Raw genomic sequence first — 17,107 nt, forward strand, 5'->3', positions numbered from 1 at the left:
CCATGGATGAGAGTAAGAAACGAGTAGTCCTGCGTTTTTCCATTAGAAGGATTGGAGAGCATAGGAAACCTGTAGAGGTCATCCATTTTTACAGTTCAACAGGCGGTAAAGTATTTCTTGCTCATTGTGAGCGCGGAGTTATTTCGGGTTTCCTTGAAAGGACGAATGGATCGGTGGGCCGGAGTAGAACTGGTAAGACAATATACTTGGAGGGGGCTAGAGCAGAGGAGCTCTTGAGAAAGCTGATTATTCTGGCTGGTTGTAGACAGTGTCTGAGAGCATCTTCAAAAATATCAGAGGTTGTTGAAGTGATAGCTGGTCTTGGTGAGTTCGAGGCAATCTTCTGGTACAGCAAAATCCTCGAAGAGTACGAGAAAAGGGGTTTCTGGGGGGTGTGCGGGGTTGCAAAGGCCTTCAGGGTCCTCCACAGAATCGACTAGAGAGCAGGCCCTACACCTTCTCTACAGAATTATTAGGGGGTATGAGTTTCATCCCTTCTTTTTTATCCTGAATACTAGAGCTGACCCTCCAGTACTGCCCTTTGCCCATCAGACAGAGTTGGTTTTAAGATTAGCGTTCCGTAAGCCCGTGAGGATTCTCGTTGGTGATGAAATAGGACTAGGTAAGACCATTGAGGCAATACTCGCAGTTAAACTCCTTGAAAAAAGAGATGGAGTTAGAAGGGTACTACTACTTGTTCCTAGGATTCTTGTGGAGCAATGGAGGTCAGAGCTTAAGAGGTTCGGGATTCACGCAAAGGTCATAGAGAGGAGTAACGTCTCTATTCTCGCCCAGCAAGGTTTCCCCGAAGGATGGTACATTGCTTCTATCGACCTCGCTAAGGGGGAGGAACACTTGCCGAAGATAATTAGTGCAGACTGGGATGTAGTTGTCGTTGACGAGGCCCATAGAGTAGGAAAAACTGTGTCAGGCGCGAAGAGAATTACTGAGAGGTATGAACTTGTAGAGGAGTTGGCAAAGAAAACGAATCGAAACATCATTCTGCTATCAGCAACTCCGCATAGAGGACACGCTATCGACTATATTTCCAGGTTAAAGCTTGTTGACCCTTACCTTTTAGGTGAGAAGGAACTAGATAACGATTCATTCTACATGCTCACTCGTGACTCGATTGTAATACGTAGAACAAAGATGGACGTAAACGAGGTTTACGAGCATAGAGAAATATTCAAGAAAGCCAGATTTGTCGCTAGAGTCATAGGCGCTACACGTGAAGAGGCCGAGTTTAATGAACTCCTATTCCGTTTCCTTAGAGATAAACTATTGAAGTACTATGAGTTCGTTGGAGAAGAGCCTAAAGCTCTTCCCCTGCTACTTGCACTCATAGCTAAGAGGGCTTCATCGAGCCCGCGTGCTGCTATGCTGACTCTACAGAGAATGTTGCATAGGAGGTCTCTGGTAGTTGAGGGAAAGGCCCCCTCACTAGTTGAAGCAAGCAAGCTCGATGAAGAAGCTGAAAGCATGGTTGAGGCTTATCTGGGTCTAGGCTTTGAGGATTATGGCGAAGTAGGGGACTCGGACAAGGTGAAAGAACCTGACGAGCATATCAACGAGTTTGCAGAGAAATGCAGTGTCCTTCTAGAAGAACAAGACTTAGAGGTATTAAAACGGCTCTCCAGTCTTGCGAAAAGCATCGAAAAACCTAACGATAGCCGGCTAAGAGGGGTTTTCAAGCTTATACGAGAGCACCTAGATAAGGGAGACAAGATTGTCGTGTTTACGGAGTATAAGGATACCGCTAGCTACATCTACGAAAAGTTAGAGGAAGACATGCCTAATATAATTGATGAGACGGCACTCATTACTTCCGACGGAATAATTATTCCAGGCTGGAGGGGGTATAGAAGGCCCAGTATTGAGGACTTGAAACGATACCTCCAGCTTGGACGGGTAAAGCTCATTATCTCAACGGACATAGCATCGGAGGGATTGAACCTACAGGTAGCAAACATCATTATAAACTATGAGCCCACCTGGAGCCCTATTAAAGTAGAGCAACGCCTTGGGAGAGTATGGAGGCTTGGTCAAGAGAAGGAGGTAACAAGCTATACACTGTTTCCAGCCAATAGGAGTGACAAGGATATTCTAGACGTGTTATACAAGAAGCTACTAGCCTGGGGCCGTTCCCTCCAAGAATCCAGGGTATCTATTGGAGAGGAAGTAGTCATAGACATGATGACCGAGGAAGGTTCTACAACCATCCCTATTGATGTAGCGAAGGGAACACCAAGATACAGTGAGTACAAAGCACTATTAACATACATGCGTGAGGGCCGCAATGGACTAGAGCAATATGTTCAAAGTATTATAAATGCTCTAGCGTCTCTAAAGAAAAACCTTGAAAGAGTAGGGCTAAGTAGGAGAAATGTTGCATTTAGAATTGAAAAGCTACTTAGCGACGTTCTAGGCGATTTCCGAGGAAATGAGCTAGATAGGATACTCAGAGAACTATTCGTAGTAACAGCAGAGCTAGGAGGGCTACGTACCAAAATTGATGGGGATAGGGTATTCGCAGGCACATTTAGGCTAAATAATATACATGATTTTTATAGTAGTACTGTATCACTTCTCTCAAATATTGGTAGCATAGACAAACCTGTTTACCTAGTCTCCTCGGCGCAACTAGAGGATTTGAAGGAGTTACATTTATTCAAGGTTATTATATTCTTTAAGAATATACCTGTTTATTCTGAAACCGTGGGAGTCGGAGTTAAGGCTAGTTCTATCGAGTTGCTCAGAGAAAGGAAACTACTTGATGTAATTGCTAATGCTTTATCGCCAAGCCAAGTTATATCTAGTGCACAGGACTACTATATCTCGGATGAACTCCTACAAGCCCTCAAGGTGAGAGCCTCAAAGACTGTCCTGAACAGAGTCGCACTATCAGCGACAAAGGAATTAGTTGAATATGTATCGAAACTTGAGAGGCTGGGATTTAGCACACGTCATCAAGATTGGGAACCCAGGGACTTGAGTGTATACAGCGATATGTCTGAGTATCTTGGAGCAATTATTTTCGCAACCTCTTCCGAAGCTAGTACTGGCGGGACTGTTCCACCAATTAGAGTCAAGGAAGTAGAAGAAATCGCAATGAGACTAGCCATGGAATACGAGAAAGGGTCAGGAAGAATACCAGAGGATGTCAGTATGAAAGAGCATTTTGATATTCTAAGTAGGAATCCTCGAACTGGCGAGATACGGTTTATAGAGGTTAAGGGGAAGTCTGGCTTAGACCTCGAAATAGAGCTTACTGAGACAGAGTTTGAGGTTGCCAGGGAGAAAGGCGAGAGATATTGGCTCTATATAGTCTATGGGATTGGAACGGAGAAGCCTAGGCTCTTAGCGGTCCATGACCCTGTTAATAACATGAAGTGGAATGAGGTCAGCGTTAGGAGGTATAGGTTCAAGCCAGAGTAGGTGTCAATCTTGAACCCGCAACTGATTGTAAGTGAGGGTTCGATAACCCTTGAGTTCTATGGCGGGTATAGAGAGATTGGTGGAAACTGCGTAGTCGTCAAGGACAGAAACAGAAAGATAGTATTTGACAATGGTATTAGGTTCCAGGTGCTCAAGAAGTACTATCGCGGGAGGATACAGCCCCTGCGGCATAAACGAGCTGAGAAGCATTGGCGCTATACCGCCATTAAATGTATTCTAGGGTATAGAGGCACTCTACATATCTCATTTTCATCTGGACCATTTAGGATTACTTGGAGCACTCCCTCCCGGAACCAGGGTCTATGTTCCGTCAATAAGCATACTTGAAGCGATTGAGGAATAGTATAAGGCAACCCCTACATGGATGGCTGAACTGCCTCACAAGCTACACGTAGACGTCATTGAGCTAAAACCATACCAAGAAGACGAGCTTGGAGTAACCCCTATACCGGTAAGCCATAGCGCTTACCCCTCCTACGCATTAGTCTACAATGGGCACGACAAGACGGTATTCTATAGTGGTGACTTACGAGTTAACGGACCACTAGGCCCCAGAATTAATACCATACAAAATTTAGAGAAAGCTCTTGGCTCCGGAAGCACTGACATTGCTTTAATAGAGGGAACCAATATAGGTGATATAGAAACGCCTATAGGTCCCGAAGAGTTCAAGAGCATTTTGAACAAAGTTCTCATGGAAAGTGGGCTGACAATAATCTCAATCGACCCATTAGACTTCGAATTGTTCACAGCAATTTCTGAACTTGCGACGCTCAATGGTAGAAGAGTCGTCATATCATCTTTTAGACTAGTTGACGTTCTCCCACAATGGCTTACCTTGTTCAGGATGGATAACTTAGAGTTGGCCGTAGCAGCTGAGTTAGAGAAACCATCCCTAGCACCAGTAGACTACATTAGTTTAAAACAGGACGTGTTAGAGCATCCTGGTAGCTATCTACTAGTACAAGAACCCGTGGGTTTCCTGGAAATGCTCAGGCAGATGAGTATTTGGAGAGAAAAATTGCCAAGAGGTTCTACGGCTATCATAACTACACCAGAGCCCTTGGAGGCTGAGTCAGAGGCCGAGGAGGAAACACTTGCATACTGGCTATACACACTAGGAATACAGCTCTACAGAGTAAGACTCTCAGGACACTACTATCCACACGAACTTAGAAACATATTAGACTCAATAAAACCGAAGAAGCTAATTCCAATACATACTAGACATCCAAGCCTAATACTCAAGCTAGCAAGCACTAAATAATCAATAAAAGATTAATACATACCATTGTGGTATGTAGACACTCCAACAGCCTCTTTCACTTGATGTGACTTTTTTTTGGCTGACACCACCAATACCTTGCGACAATGAAACCATAAAGTCTAAACTAGTAGTAAATGAACGTTTTTATGATGGCTCGTTATTTTTGATTATCATGGCCAACAAGAAGAGGCAGATATCAGCTGGGTCACATTATGTAGGCTCTTGGAGAGGAAGTCTCCAGTCAAAAGAGTACGTCAAGCCACTATCTGGAGAAGAATTTGAAGAGTTTGTATCAGTATGGGAGAAGTTAAGGCCCTAGGCATACTCAGAGATGATGGAACTATAGACTACAGCCTCGCTCTGTACTCAGAATGATTGAGCTGTGGAACCTGGACAAGAGGGTTGAGACACCTAGTACCAGTATTGTTACGAGGAATAGTGTGCCTCAATGACAGGAGTTTCTGCCACACTATATGGGGCTAAGAAAAGGAACTTGGCCTTGCAAATGGATATGCTTCTCTGTGCATTCTCTGAAGTTGCTAGGTAGCGCACCAACAGGCACCAGGTTAAGAAGCATGCAAATACAACCTACTGCTACCAAAATATATGAGGAAGACTGTCTGTATGCTAATGGTGAAACTATGAGCTAGGAGGCAGCTAGGTTCGTGAAGAGCTCTTTCGGAGATCTACGAGCCTCAGGGGCCAGATACGAAGACCTTCTAAGAGAAGCAGACTGACAGTACCCAGCATACATTAGGCTTCTACAGGAGACATTTAAAGATAAAAGTATAAGTTTATTATCATCCCTATGAGAAAAAAACTCGTAGTTCATGTAGCGTGTGTAGTCGTAGTAACATTTTAACCCCATGAAATAAAATACATACAATAAAGGGGAGATATTATGCCAGCAGGAAGTGAACTTCTAGCATTATTGTTCTATGTAGCAGGTGGAGCTGTCGAGGGAGCTACTAGGCTACAGAAGATAGTCTTCTTATTACAGAAGGAGCTTGGTTTGGGGGGCTTCGAATTTATAGCATCAAAATATGGGCCCTGGTCGAAAGAACTCGAAGACTTAGTACAAGAGTTGATAAGGCGAGGAGAGCTAAGTGTTGAGGAATATGAGCCTAAAGAATTTCAGGAGCGCGCAGTAAAGGTGTACAAGGCTAGTAAGTCTTTAGTAGAACAGGGTAAAGAAGCCTTCAGAGGTCTGCTTCAGACAAACCCTGCTCTCGCCTTGATGCTCTACACCCGGGTACGTGCTTATGCAACTCTTCCAATTACCTACCTTCTCGCATACTTGTACAGGAAGTACCCGGAATACACTACGCAGAGTATAATTAGAGAACGAGTTAAGGAGTGGCAAAAGCGCTATGACCTCTATAGCAAGAGGTGAACAAGACGTGGAGAGGACAAGCATTAACGTAAACGAAGTAGTAAAAGAAATTGATACCATTGTTAATGATTTGGAAAAACAGCTAAACGGTAAAGTAATACATCTCATCTTCCACGAGCTTGCCAGCATTACGCGCGACGTAGTAGATGATTTAGAATTCTACATACGTGAGAAACATAAGGACAAAGTGAACGAAGACCTTTACGTAATCCTTCATACAATGGGTGGTGACCCTGACGCAGCATACCACATTGGAATCAGACTACAGAGCTATGTACCAGAGAATAAAAAGCTTTACGTAATAGTTCCTAGATACGCTAAATCGGCCGGGACGCTTCTGGCATGCGCTGCTGACGAGATACTTTTAACACCTATAGCAGAACTTGGACCAATAGACCCGCAGATATACGTGAGAGAAACTGGCAGGTGGATATCTGCCAAGGCAATAGCCGGCTCTCTAAAACAAGTCATAAAAACGCTTAAAGAAGTGGGTATATCCGATACACAAGTAACCAAAGAGTTAATCGAGAGGATACCAATTGTTGAGTTAGGGCATTATGACTCCCTTGTAGAACACATACAATATCTAGCAGAAGACCTCCTCAAAAAGAGAATGTTCCGGGACTCAGAATCCACCGCTAGAGAAATTGCTAGTAGATTGGTAAAGTCTTACATGTATCACGGGCAAGTCATACATATTGAAGAAGCTAAACGCATAGAGATTCGGGTAAAGACATTCGAAGATGAACAACTCAATCTTGTCTATCAATATTACAAAAAAATTCACGAACTATTTGACAAACTTAATGAAACCAATGAACCGCTCCTTACAGTAATACGGCAAGGACTGCCGCTCGAACCGATAATCGAAAAACATGAGACCAATTATGGACTAATTTACATGCCCTCCACACAACTAATTCAACAATTATCGAATCTATGAAAACTGCATAAAGGTACACGCATTGACTGAAGACACATTTTTAGAGTTGCTTCCTATGCAAGACAGTTCCTTGAAGCCTCATTCAACATGGATGTAGTTACGAGTGTACCGCTGATCTAAAGCATTAGTCTGGTCGCTTGCTTTAACCATGATGTTGTTCTATAGCGTCTCTTCTAAATATTTATGATAAAAGGGATATAATTTGTCAGCTTTACGTCTTAAGTTATCATAATGACGATGACTAACCTTCAGCTCCCCGGTTCTAAACTGAACAAACGCCATAATTGTTTCTGGACTGTCGCCTTCAAGTAAATCTGGTTTCCTTGAGAATTCGCTTTTCATCCATTGCTCCGCTATCTTACGCATATCACTAGGCTTTAGCAGTCCATGTTTTCTCCTATACTTCTTGCCTATATCCTTTGTTATTCTTATCGGCGCTATTGCTGAGAAGTACTTGTAGGTTTCTCTGCTCATGTATATCCATCCCGCCTGCTTGTTTCTCCTCTTGATTCCCATATAATAGCGGCAGAAGTCCTCGAAGCATACTAGTCTCGGCTCGCTATGCCCTCGAAGCTCTTTTATGCTCACGACCTCGTTGGGGTTCCAGTTTTTTAACATCTCGGCGACATGCTCTGGCCGTGCTCCGCTCTCTAATACAAGACGATAAAACCAGTACAGCTTTATGTCATGGTTGTATAGTTTCTCGAAGGTTCTCTGTATGTTGTCTAGGTTGTATTCTGAGTATATAGGTCTCCTTCGGATAAGAGCGGCCTGGGACGAAAGTTAGTAACCATGCGAAGGTGTCTTCATCGATTTTCCTATAAAAGAACAGGTAACGCACGTAATGTCTAAACACTACACGCACCCAGGACGGTGCATTGCGTATCTTCCTAACAAGCTTTTCATTTAGCTCCTTTTCTTCCAGGTGTTTTAAAGAGGTTCTTGTAGTATTTTATTGTGTCCTCGTCCTGTATTTTTTCTCATTCCTCAATTAGTCTTCGAACTCGTTCGTCCACTTTATATCTCTATTGCTGGCAGCTTAGCAGGCATTAGCTGGATAGTTCATTGCGCATGTACTTCGAAATGAATTCTAAGAATATTTTTTTTCAATATTGGCTCCCGTATTGCGAGCTTCAATAGCTCCATCACTCCCTGATAGTCGACTTTCCCGGTTTGACTGTCTATGAGGCCTATTGCTTCTAGCTTCTTTCTTCCGCTCAATAAGCTCCAGAACTCTTCCTCTTCAAAATTCTCAAGCATCCTGGCAACGACTTCGTCTGGTATCCTCCGACCATACTTCAGGTATTTTGTTAGTGTTGCTCTAATCTTTATAGCAAGGTTGGCTAGAAGCTCGCTTGTAGGATACTTTTCCCTGAGCTTGAGTAGGAGAGAGCGCCTGGTTTCCTGGTCTATCCTGCTTATGTCTACCTTCTCCCACCATCGCTTGCATTATCACTCGTGATGTTCACCCTTGAGTTTCCAGAGAATCCATGAGTTGGAAACATATAGTCAGGTATAAAAACTTTACCTTGAAAAAAGAGAAAAGCTTATATATGGGGTATATAAATGGCGGGCCCGCCGGGATTTGAACCCGGGATCCCCGGCTCCGAAGGCCGGTGCCTTGATCCTGGCTTGGCCACGGGCCCGATAATTCTTTCTGCTCTGGATGTTATATTTCTCATTTTCGCTGTCTAACTGAAGCATAAGCATCGATATTTAATGCTTCATCATATGCGCACATTCTTTTCAAAAATGAATATATCCACCGTCCAAGGATGGTTCAACTGCGAAAATTAATACGGGTTCAGCCTCGGCTTATTCAAGGATTCAATGCTTTAAAGTAAAAATTTACATTGAGGTTCAGTGCTTCAGCTCTCTAATGAAAAGCTCACTTCTTCAGCTGCTTCGCAAAAGCTATCAGATTGCTCATGAGCTGCGACAGGAGCTGAACTGCTCTTTCGTCTATCAGATTTCCGTTATCGTCGAATTTTTTGTTTGCTTGAGCAAGCATGACTTCTGGTCTGTTTATCACCCAAGCGTTGAGAGAGACCAGAATCTGCCTGAGGTGGTAATGAGCCCTAGCTCCTCCCAAAATGCCTGTGGAGGCACTCATTATTGCTACGGCTTTGCCATCGAGGGGGTTCTCCTGAGGAGGCCTGCTTATCCAATCTATGGCATTTTTCAGCACTCCAGAGATAGAATAGTTGTATTCAGGAGTCGAAATTACTACAGCATCCGATTCCCTTATGGCCTTTTTCAATTCTACAACCGAACGAGGAGGCCTGTTTTCTTCATCTTCATTGAACAGAGGGATCTCGTTCAGCGGAAAAATCTCCATTTCAACTCCGCTGGGGAGAACCCTACTGGCATTTTCCAGAAGCAGCCTGTTGTAAGATCTGCTCCTCAAAGACCCGGGAATTCCCAAAACCTTCATCAATGCTTTTTCTCCCACCTAACTCAGGTGCTCTAATGACTCTTTTCCATCTCCCTCACTTTCTCCTTCAGCTCTTCAAGCTCCCTCTCAATCTTTCTGCTGTTACTCTCTCTCAGCAGCCTCACGACTGCGAAGACCGCAACCGCAGCTATGATGATGAAAATGGTGAAGCCCAGTGCCCACCAGAGCATAAATTGCCAGGGATCTACCCATCCAAAAGGCATCCAGCCTCCGTAACAGAACATGCACATTTTCTATCTCCAACGCTAAGATTGCCTCACTATATTATCAACTTTTGATATATATGGAGGATATTTCTTTTTGAATGAAATAGCTCTTAACTGCTTTGTACATAATAACATTAGCATAATCGTCCGTTTGGAGGCTGAATGAAAAATGAACGTTTTGATAACTGGGGCTTCCTCTGGAATAGGAAGAGCTCTCTCCCTGAAGGGATGCGGAAAAGACGGCTGGAGGATCTTGGGAGTAGGCAGAAACCGCGATGCTTTGGAAGAGATAAAGCGAACCTGCGGCAGCAACTTCGAATATGCCATTTGCGACCTCTCGGATCTCTCTTCGATAAGAGATCTTGTTCAAGTTGTAGAGGAAAGATTTGCGCCTCTGGACCTGCTCATCAACAACGCTGGCTTTGGAGCATACAGAGGCATACTCGAGATGACTGACTCGGAGGTGATCAGCATGACCTCCGTGAATTTCATTGCTCCGCTACTGCTGACGAAAAATCTCGTGGAGGCTATGAGGGAGGGTTCCGCTGTAGTCAACGTGATAAGCGGAGGAGCCTTTGTTCTCATGAGGAAGCTTCCTCTCTATGGCGCTACCAAGCTCGCCCTGCACTATGCTTCCGAAGCCCTGAGGAGGGAGCTTGCGGAGAGGGGGATCCACCTGATGAACGTTTATCCCGGCGTTGTGCTTACTAACTTCCACAGCAGGGCTGGCTCGAGAGCATCGATGAAGGGGCTCAAGCCGGAAGAAGTAGCTGAAGCCATTTATGATGGGATTGCAAAGAAAAAAAAGAAGAACGTATATATTCCCAGGTATCTGAAGCTTGCCAAGCTCCTCTTTGGTCCTGTGCTCCCTCCGCTCTTTTAGTGAACGAAGTGAGGACGCGCTTCACTGCACAGAGAGAGCGTCACGAGGGAAATGCTTCACAGGATTTCTGCTCTTTCGAGCAGCTTCCAGTCCTCATATTCCATTCTCCAACCTACAGCCCCGAGGTTCTCTCTTATGTGTTCTTTATTTGCGCTCTTCGGTATTGGGACGACTGGAGGGATCATGAAGAGCCAGTTCAGGGCGACCTGAATGGGCGTTTTTCCATATTTTCTGCCGATCTCCTCGAGGATCCTGCTCTTCCTGACTGCTCCCTTGTCGATCGGAGTGTAGGCTAAGTAAAGCATTCTCCGCTTCTCCGCATATTCAACAACTCCATGGAGATCGTCTTTCCTCCCCAAGCTGAGCTGGTTTTCCACCGCTGCCAGCTCATGCTTTCTCTGACAGCTAAGGGCTTCCTCCAGCATTTCCAGAGAGAAGTTGCTAACTCCGTAGAATCTAACTGTTCCCACGTCGACGAGGTGCTCAAAGGCTCTTATCGTTTCGCAGATGCTGACGCTGCTGCTCGGCCAGTGGAGAAGATAGAGATCTATGTAGGTGCCGAGCCTCTTTGAGCTCGCCCTTGCAGAGCTGAGAACTCTATCATATGAAGCATTTGTATTCCAGACTTTCGTTACTATGAACAGGTCTTCTCTATTGAAGCCCTTTATGGCCTGCCCAACCAGCTCCTCTGCATGGCCTCCTCCGTACATCTCGGCCGTATCAATAACTGTTATTCCGTTTTCTATGCCATATCTGAGGGCCTCAATGCTTTCTCTGTCGCGGGAGTAGTCGGGAGACCAGAAGCCTCCCCCAATACCCCATGTTCCCATTCCGAGGGAAGATATGCATCCAATATCTTTGAAGCACTTCTTTTCCAATGCTTCTCCCCTTCAAGTGTGACTTTTCTCACAAAATGCAAATCATGCTTTTGATGGAGGTCAGTGATACGAGTTCGAGCAACGCATGTTCCTTCACATCGAAGGCTTTTTCACGTTCAGCCGAATACTAGGAGAAAGCAGAAGCGCCGGGGGCGGGATTTGAACCCGCGCGGGGTTTCCCCCACCGGCTTAGCAGGCCGGCGCCCTACCAGGCTGGGCGACCCCGGCATTGCGTTATTCAAATCTGTTTTTACTTTGGAGTTATAAATGTTGCAGCTGAGCTGTGCTGCTAGCCGTGGATAATTCTAATCAGCCTCAGCATGAAATCAATTATATCTCTTATCGAAATCACCCCAATCGGCCTCCCATCCTCGTCAACAACTGGAAGATGCCTCACATTGATCTCCTTCATTCTTGCGAGCGCCTCCTCGATGGTGTCGGTGGGCTTCGCTGTGACAGGGTTTTCAGTCATAAGCTGCCACACAGGATACTCGCTCGCCAGGTGAGATTTGCCGAGAGATACGAGGTAAACGAGGTCCCTCTCGGTAACTATTCCAATCAGCTTGCCGTCATCATCAACTACTAGAACAGAACCTATCCTGTTGTTGAACATCAGCTTTGCGGCATCCTGAGCTGTATTGTCCTTGTGGACTACTATAGGCGGCTTGCTCATTATCGATTCCACTGTACCTTTACTCGATTTGCTCATATCTATCACCGCTTTGTTATGCGGCTTCCCGCAGGTGCAGCTTACGCAGGAGAGGATCTCCCCCCAGAATCGCTCCCCCCGGTGACCCGTGAACGTCGAGGTCCGGAGATAGGTTGCTCCCTTCCGGGCCTGGCCGTTTTTCTCCGGTGAGAGGAGTCCCGCCTGCCCTCCAGCAGGCGAGCCCCTTCCCTCGACCCCACGGGGCGGGGCTCACTGCTATCTGGGGATCCTCTCCCGCTTCAACTGCACTCTGCGGGATTACTGGCCCCCGCCTTACGCCCACTTCGGGTTTGGGGAGGGCGAGCCCCCGGCCCTACCCGCGTGTTATAATATTGCTCAATAGTTAAAATAAGTTTTATTCGCTCTCTGAGGATCTCAGAAGCTGCTAAGCCTTGATACGCTCTCTATTTCCAAGTCATCGATGCCGTTCACTGACCTCAGCAGCTGCTCGAGCTTTTCGGTTCCCCCTTCAGTATCCTCCGGAAACGTTATGTACAGCTTGAGCGCTACGTATCCAAAAGCTATCGGCTCTTCCGCAGCCCTCAGGATGTGGTATTCCTCGGGGAGCGCCTTCCTTATCTCATCGAGGATCTTTCCTCTGTCAGCCTCGCTGTCGCTCGGAAATACTTTCACAGATGCCAGGACTCTGGCCATTCCTCATGCACCTCAAGGCCCGACGAAGCCGCAGACTGGGCAGACGTACTTGACCCCCTGCTTCCTGCACTTGCTGCACCTTATTATCTCAACCTTGCCGCAGTTGGGGCACATGAAGATTACTGGCTTCTCATCCGGAGATATTGTCCTCTTGCAGCTTGAGCACACACGCGTTTTCACAGTTTCATGAACGCTAAGTTTCGTTGATGGATAGCTAACCTGCATGATCCTTCCCTCTGCTCTTCATATCGGTCTTGACACAATCGTTAATAAATATTTTAAATAAAACTAGCAGGGAAGGTGGCTGGCCTTGAAGCAGGTGATCGCTGCGAGGAAGGATCTCAACATGAGCGCCGGCAAGCTGGCTGTTCAGGTAGCTCATGCCAGCGTGTCCTGCGTCCTCCTCATAATTGAGTCATCGAACAGAGAGTGGAAAGAGTGGCTGAAAAGGTGGATCAGTGAGGGGCAGAAGAAGGTCGTGGTGAGGGTGAACAGCCAAGAGGAGCTTGGGATTGTCTACGAGAAAGCTAAGGCCATGAATCTGCCGGCTTCTTTCATAAACGATGCTGGACTGACTGAGCTTGAGCCTGGAACAGCTACTGCTGTGGGAATAGGACCGGCTCCCGATGAAGCGGTAGACAAGATAACGGGGAGCCTGAAGCTCTACTGATCATCGGAGAGCTGCTCCTCTCATTCTGGCCTTATCCTTGCGGGGGCTCCGATTATCTTAGAAAGGATCTCCTCAAGAACATCTATTTTCGAGGGGAGGGACTTCAAATCGAACCTGCTTATCCTCACTATGTATTCGGTGCTTCCGTCTGGAAGCCAGACGGTGTTCACGCCGTTTATCCTGACGGGGCTGAGGAGCTCGGAAGCCAGCCTCTTGAGGTCTTTGCTCTGCTCAACTATCTGCACCCTCTTTCCCAGAGATTCGCTCAAGGCTTTTGCTGTCTTCTTCAGGAAGAGAGGATCCGCGTCCCCGCTCTTGACAATTATGACAACAAGATCCTTGGCGGATATTGCCCTCTCATAATGCAGTTCCTTCAGCTGCTTGAACTCCTTGTCGTCTTCAAGCTCGATGAGAGCCTTCATTATCGGGATCTCTTCTCGAGACACCTTCCCGGTTTCGACGAGCCTCTGGCATCGGGGACAGAGTATCCCTGTCTTGACGCAGATGTAGTCGAGGGGTATCTTTACTATTTTCGACACCTCCGCCGTCGCTCAGCAGCAGAATCGAACTTCTTTTTTCAAGCTCAAGAATCTTATCATTAGCATAACAGATTAATATAAGTAGTGATCCCCTACCGATCACTGCGATCTGCTCAGCACAACTTCTCCGGGAGGCACTTCTTGTATATCCAGCTCTCGTCTCGCTTGAAAAATTCCCTTATGAAGATCGATGCATAGCTTCCTGGGGGCATTTTGAGCAACACCACGATTCTCTCATTGGTGCTGTAGTACCGCAGCAGTGGATTTTCGATGTACAGCAACCTCATGCTTGTCTTGAGGAAATCTCTGCTGCTCATCAGCTCAAGCACTCCAAGCTCCCTCGAAACCTCCAGGGAGCACTTGTAGTGCTCCTTTGAAGCTATATCTTTCTCAGAGAGCTTTTCGTGCCCCCTTCCCAAAAGGACTCCCGCCTTTCCTATGTTTCCCTCCAGTTTAAGCCTCGACAGGCACCTGTTGAATATGTAGCTCTGAAGAGATTCGGCCAGAAGCTTCCCCTCAAAGCCCCGCAGGTCGAGATCCCCCTTCATCAGCTTCTCGACAGCAATTTCATGGTTCAAAGGCTTCTTCGTGCCGAACCTCTGGTGGCCGTAGAAGTTGGGAATGAATGGGATCTTTTTCAGCTCCTCCAGCGTTTCTATACTCGTTTGGCTTCTCGGAATCCTTATTGCGAAGATGTTGCCTTCGAAGCCGCCCCTTTTCGGAACGAAGGGCGTTTTTCCGATGTATACGAGCTTGATTTTCCCTTCAATGCAGAGCTCCTTTCCAACAAATGAGCTTAAGGCTATTCTCTGTACGGAGAGCGAATTGCTGTCCTTCAGACCATAGTAGAAAAAGCCTCCTCTGTATCCAATTCCAGAAAGCTTCCTCCTCGCTTTCTCTGTAGAAACCCCGCTTTTTATGAGATAATAAGCGTGGAAATTTCCGTAGTCCTGGGGATGAATAACAGAGCTCTCGACGACTATGAAGTCGGAGCACTTGTCCATGAACCCATTAACAAGGCTTCCGGGCGTAGATGTAACGAAGGTCTCAACGCCGATGTCTTCATACAGCATCCTTTCACCCGCAAAACTAAATTTTAAAAACCTCAAGTATTAAGTGAATAATGTCGCGGGCCGGTAGCTCAGCCTGGAAGAGCGCTCGGTTGGCATCCGAGAGGTCCCGGGTTCAAATCCCGGCCGGTCCACCATCAAATCACTTGAACCGCGCATCTTTTCAAAGCTTGAACCACGTTTCCCAGAGCTTTTACAACGTACTTTGCTCTTCTTGGCAGTTCTGAAGCGAACCTGCTTTGGCTAACATAAAAATGCCCTGCCTCCCATTATTTCAACAATACAAAAATAGATAATGTTATTATATTTGGGATGAAATTATTTTTATTGAAATAATAGAAGCTTCCCACCAAAAGTTGATGATTCCATGGGAGTTAAGTCTGGAGTAAAGGAACAGAGGGTTGAATTCGTCGGCAGCTACAGGATAACTTTCCTCACCTCCAGAGAGGGGGAAGTAGTTGGTGTCATCATAGAGGGCCCTAAATACCCCAGGCCTCTCTACATACCTAAGTCTCCGTGCTCTAAAATAGATGTGAAGATCCCAGAGGTTCTGAAGAAATTTCTTATTAAGGAAGGATTCAAACTCTGATCACTGAACGACTCGACTGGTGAGCTTCCTTGAGGTTTCTCAAATGTGATAGTTCGAAAATTCCAGCAAAAAATGGCAAGAGGGTTTCCATAATAGGAGCAGGCCCTGCCGGGCTGGGAGCAGCAGGTTATCTGCTCTGCCGCGGATACGAAGTCGTTGTCTATGATGCTCATCCAGAGCCTGGGGGACTGCTGCTCTTCGGAATCCCAGACTACAGGCTGAGCAAAGAGGGCGTCCGCGAAGGTGTGAGGGAGCTTATCTCAACGGGAAGGGTCTCCTTCTTCACGAACAAGATGGTCGGCTTGGATATAGAAGCAGGAGAAGCCCTGGATGGAGCTGAGGCTCTGCTCATCTCAACTGGAACCCTCAAGACCAAGAGGATCGGCATCAAGTGCGAGGAATCTCCCAACGTTTTCCCCTCGGTTGAGTGGCTCATAGACTACCACAGAGTCAAGCTCGGATACAAGCCCATGTTTGGATACCAAGACTTCACCCTCAGGGATCCCGTAGCTATAATAGGAGGCGGCCTAACAGCAGCTGATGCCGCCCACGTCTCGCTCTTTGAGCTCAAGCACCGAACGAAGATAATATACAGGAGGACGAAGGATGTCGCCCCTATGGGAAAAGCGGAGATCTCGAGGCTGGAGAAGGGTGGAGCAGAGTTCCTCGAGAACCTCTCCCCCAAGGAATTCATATGCAGCGAAACCGGTGAGCTGTTGGGAGGGATCTTCCTCAAGACTTTCATGGTCGGAGGAAAAAGCAGAGAAGCAGCTCTAGCCTACGGGGAAGAAGTTAAAATAGACTTCCTCTCTGCGATAAATGCCATCGGTGCTAAGCCAACGCCTCCTCCTGGACTGGAAAAGCTGGGAGTAGCCGTGAAGGATGACGGAACAATACAGGTCGATGAAAAGCAGATGACCTCCAGGAAGGGGGTGTTTGCAGCTGGAGACGTTGTGGTGGGGCCATCTAAGATAGGGATTGCGCTGAAGAGCGGAATCGATGCCGCTGTGCATATTGACGAATTTCTGACCCACTGATCCTTTTTCTTGCTTTAGCTTTCCCTGCAGTGGCCCTAAGCCTCCATCTCCTGTGCTATGCTCCTTCCTGAAGCCGGGTGTGCAAAGTGAATGCCACCGGCCATCTCGCTCAGCAGAACTTCCTCGAGGAGGGATTCATTGAAGCTTTCCAGCTCCACAGCTCTTCCCTCATTTACCTTGATAGCTGAGCGGAAATCCCTCTCGATGTCTGGTATTACAATCGAGAGGAAATCGACCTTCAGCTTGTACTTCCTGGAGATCCCGAGAATAGCGTCTCTCAGCTTCCTTTCACCCAAGCTTGCCTCTGTGCTGAGGTCCCTGAAATAGACCACTCTCATCATTCCGATCTCCTGCA

At 46.6% G+C, this 17,107-nt stretch carries 21 protein-coding genes, 3 tRNA genes and 1 other RNA gene; 11 read left to right on the forward strand and 14 right to left on the reverse strand.

Features of this window, described 5'->3' with window-relative positions; translation table 11 throughout:
• Positions 1-2 precede the first annotated feature (2 nt).
• From ACLGLO_RS06920 to ACLGLO_RS06945, 6 genes are all read left to right on the forward strand, one after another.
• The gene (locus ACLGLO_RS06920) at positions 3-440 is read left to right on the forward strand and encodes a hypothetical protein (RefSeq protein WP_492128167.1); all 438 of its coding nucleotides are present in this window, start codon (positions 3-5) and stop codon (positions 438-440) included.
• Entirely contained in the window at positions 403-3,438 is a 3,036-nt protein-coding gene (locus tag ACLGLO_RS06925; RefSeq protein WP_492128168.1) for a protein NO VEIN domain-containing protein, read from the forward strand. Before ACLGLO_RS06920 ends, ACLGLO_RS06925 begins: the two co-directional genes overlap by 38 nt.
• A 385-nt stretch (positions 3,439-3,823) precedes the next feature.
• The gene (locus ACLGLO_RS06930; protein WP_492128169.1) at positions 3,824-4,726 is read left to right on the forward strand and encodes a hypothetical protein; all 903 of its coding nucleotides are present in this window, start codon (positions 3,824-3,826) and stop codon (positions 4,724-4,726) included.
• 172 nt (positions 4,727-4,898) lie between these two features.
• A complete protein-coding gene (locus ACLGLO_RS06935) occupies positions 4,899-5,045 on the forward strand; it encodes a hypothetical protein (RefSeq protein ID WP_492128170.1) in 147 nt (48 codons plus the stop codon).
• Between the two features lie 582 nt (positions 5,046-5,627).
• Complete coding sequence (locus tag ACLGLO_RS06940; RefSeq protein ID WP_492128171.1) at positions 5,628-6,119, forward strand: hypothetical protein; 492 nt, start codon at positions 5,628-5,630, stop codon at positions 6,117-6,119.
• 7 nt (positions 6,120-6,126) lie between these two features.
• Positions 6,127-7,062: an SDH family Clp fold serine proteinase gene (locus ACLGLO_RS06945; RefSeq protein WP_492128172.1), complete on the forward strand. Its 936-nt coding sequence runs from the start codon at positions 6,127-6,129 to the stop codon at positions 7,060-7,062.
• Between the two features lie 159 nt (positions 7,063-7,221).
• Here ACLGLO_RS06945 and ACLGLO_RS06950 read toward each other — a convergent pair whose 3' ends face one another.
• The 5 genes from ACLGLO_RS06950 to ACLGLO_RS06970 form a co-directional block, all read right to left on the reverse strand.
• On the reverse strand, positions 7,222-7,824 hold the full coding sequence (locus tag ACLGLO_RS06950; protein ID WP_492129169.1) for an integrase: 603 nt from the start codon (positions 7,822-7,824) through the stop codon (positions 7,222-7,224).
• Positions 7,825-8,124: 300 nt separating this feature from the next.
• A complete protein-coding gene (locus ACLGLO_RS06955) occupies positions 8,125-8,283 on the reverse strand; it encodes a hypothetical protein (protein ID WP_492128173.1) in 159 nt (52 codons plus the stop codon).
• A gap of 346 nt (positions 8,284-8,629) precedes the next feature.
• Positions 8,630-8,708 (reverse strand) — tRNA-Arg (locus ACLGLO_RS06960).
• A gap of 242 nt (positions 8,709-8,950) precedes the next feature.
• Positions 8,951-9,496 carry an NADPH-dependent FMN reductase gene (locus tag ACLGLO_RS06965; protein WP_492128174.1) on the reverse strand — a complete coding sequence of 182 codons (546 nt, stop codon included), beginning with the start codon at positions 9,494-9,496 and terminating at the stop codon, positions 8,951-8,953.
• 32 nt (positions 9,497-9,528) lie between these two features.
• Positions 9,529-9,687: a hypothetical protein gene (locus tag ACLGLO_RS06970; RefSeq protein ID WP_492128175.1), complete on the reverse strand. Its 159-nt coding sequence runs from the start codon at positions 9,685-9,687 to the stop codon at positions 9,529-9,531.
• Positions 9,688-9,892: 205 nt separating this feature from the next.
• On the opposite strand from ACLGLO_RS06970, the gene ACLGLO_RS06975 reads away from it, so the two are divergent.
• A complete protein-coding gene (locus tag ACLGLO_RS06975) occupies positions 9,893-10,606 on the forward strand; it encodes an SDR family NAD(P)-dependent oxidoreductase (RefSeq protein WP_492128176.1) in 714 nt (237 codons plus the stop codon).
• Positions 10,607-10,662: 56 nt separating this feature from the next.
• On the opposite strand, the gene ACLGLO_RS06980 is transcribed toward ACLGLO_RS06975, so the two are convergent.
• The 6 genes from ACLGLO_RS06980 to ACLGLO_RS07005 form a co-directional block, all read right to left on the reverse strand.
• A complete protein-coding gene (locus ACLGLO_RS06980) occupies positions 10,663-11,484 on the reverse strand; it encodes an aldo/keto reductase (RefSeq protein ID WP_492128177.1) in 822 nt (273 codons plus the stop codon).
• 144 nt (positions 11,485-11,628) lie between these two features.
• Positions 11,629-11,712 (reverse strand) — tRNA-Ser (locus ACLGLO_RS06985).
• Between the two features lie 61 nt (positions 11,713-11,773).
• A complete protein-coding gene (locus ACLGLO_RS06990) occupies positions 11,774-12,193 on the reverse strand; it encodes a CBS domain-containing protein (protein WP_492128178.1) in 420 nt (139 codons plus the stop codon).
• A 17-nt stretch (positions 12,194-12,210) separates the two neighbouring features.
• Positions 12,211-12,517: signal recognition particle sRNA (gene ffs / locus ACLGLO_RS06995), an RNA gene on the reverse strand.
• A 51-nt stretch (positions 12,518-12,568) separates the two neighbouring features.
• On the reverse strand, positions 12,569-12,847 hold the full coding sequence (locus ACLGLO_RS07000; protein ID WP_492128179.1) for an elongation factor 1-beta: 279 nt from the start codon (positions 12,845-12,847) through the stop codon (positions 12,569-12,571).
• A gap of 12 nt (positions 12,848-12,859) precedes the next feature.
• Positions 12,860-13,072, reverse strand: coding sequence for a zinc finger domain-containing protein (locus tag ACLGLO_RS07005; RefSeq protein WP_492128180.1), 213 nt, complete (start codon positions 13,070-13,072; stop codon positions 12,860-12,862).
• Positions 13,073-13,157: 85 nt separating this feature from the next.
• On the opposite strand from ACLGLO_RS07005, the gene pth2 reads away from it, so the two are divergent.
• Complete coding sequence (pth2, locus tag ACLGLO_RS07010; RefSeq protein ID WP_492128181.1) at positions 13,158-13,517, forward strand: peptidyl-tRNA hydrolase Pth2; 360 nt, start codon at positions 13,158-13,160, stop codon at positions 13,515-13,517.
• A 20-nt stretch (positions 13,518-13,537) separates the two neighbouring features.
• On the opposite strand, the gene ACLGLO_RS07015 is transcribed toward pth2, so the two are convergent.
• Together ACLGLO_RS07015 and truD are read right to left on the reverse strand one after the other, a co-directional pair.
• The gene (locus ACLGLO_RS07015; RefSeq protein WP_492128182.1) at positions 13,538-14,056 is read right to left on the reverse strand and encodes a transcription elongation factor NusA; all 519 of its coding nucleotides are present in this window, start codon (positions 14,054-14,056) and stop codon (positions 13,538-13,540) included.
• A 113-nt stretch (positions 14,057-14,169) separates the two neighbouring features.
• Positions 14,170-15,129: a tRNA pseudouridine(13) synthase TruD gene (gene truD / locus ACLGLO_RS07020; RefSeq protein WP_492128183.1), complete on the reverse strand. Its 960-nt coding sequence runs from the start codon at positions 15,127-15,129 to the stop codon at positions 14,170-14,172.
• Between the two features lie 57 nt (positions 15,130-15,186).
• Between truD and ACLGLO_RS07025 the strand changes: the two genes are divergently transcribed.
• The 3 genes from ACLGLO_RS07025 to ACLGLO_RS07035 all read left to right on the forward strand — a co-directional run bounded on the left by ACLGLO_RS07025 (position 15,187) and on the right by ACLGLO_RS07035 (position 16,752).
• Positions 15,187-15,263 (forward strand) — tRNA-Ala (locus ACLGLO_RS07025).
• A gap of 230 nt (positions 15,264-15,493) precedes the next feature.
• A complete protein-coding gene (locus tag ACLGLO_RS07030; RefSeq protein ID WP_492128184.1) occupies positions 15,494-15,715 on the forward strand; it encodes a hypothetical protein in 222 nt (73 codons plus the stop codon).
• Between the two features lie 29 nt (positions 15,716-15,744).
• Entirely contained in the window at positions 15,745-16,752 is a 1,008-nt protein-coding gene (locus ACLGLO_RS07035) for an FAD-dependent oxidoreductase (RefSeq protein WP_492128185.1), read from the forward strand.
• Positions 16,753-16,787: 35 nt separating this feature from the next.
• On the opposite strand, the gene ACLGLO_RS07040 is transcribed toward ACLGLO_RS07035, so the two are convergent.
• Positions 16,788-17,093, reverse strand: coding sequence for a hypothetical protein (locus tag ACLGLO_RS07040; RefSeq protein WP_492128186.1), 306 nt, complete (start codon positions 17,091-17,093; stop codon positions 16,788-16,790).
• Positions 17,094-17,107 lie beyond the last annotated feature (14 nt).

The sequence above is a fragment of the Fervidicoccus sp. SLHALR4 genome, assembly GCF_058692745.1.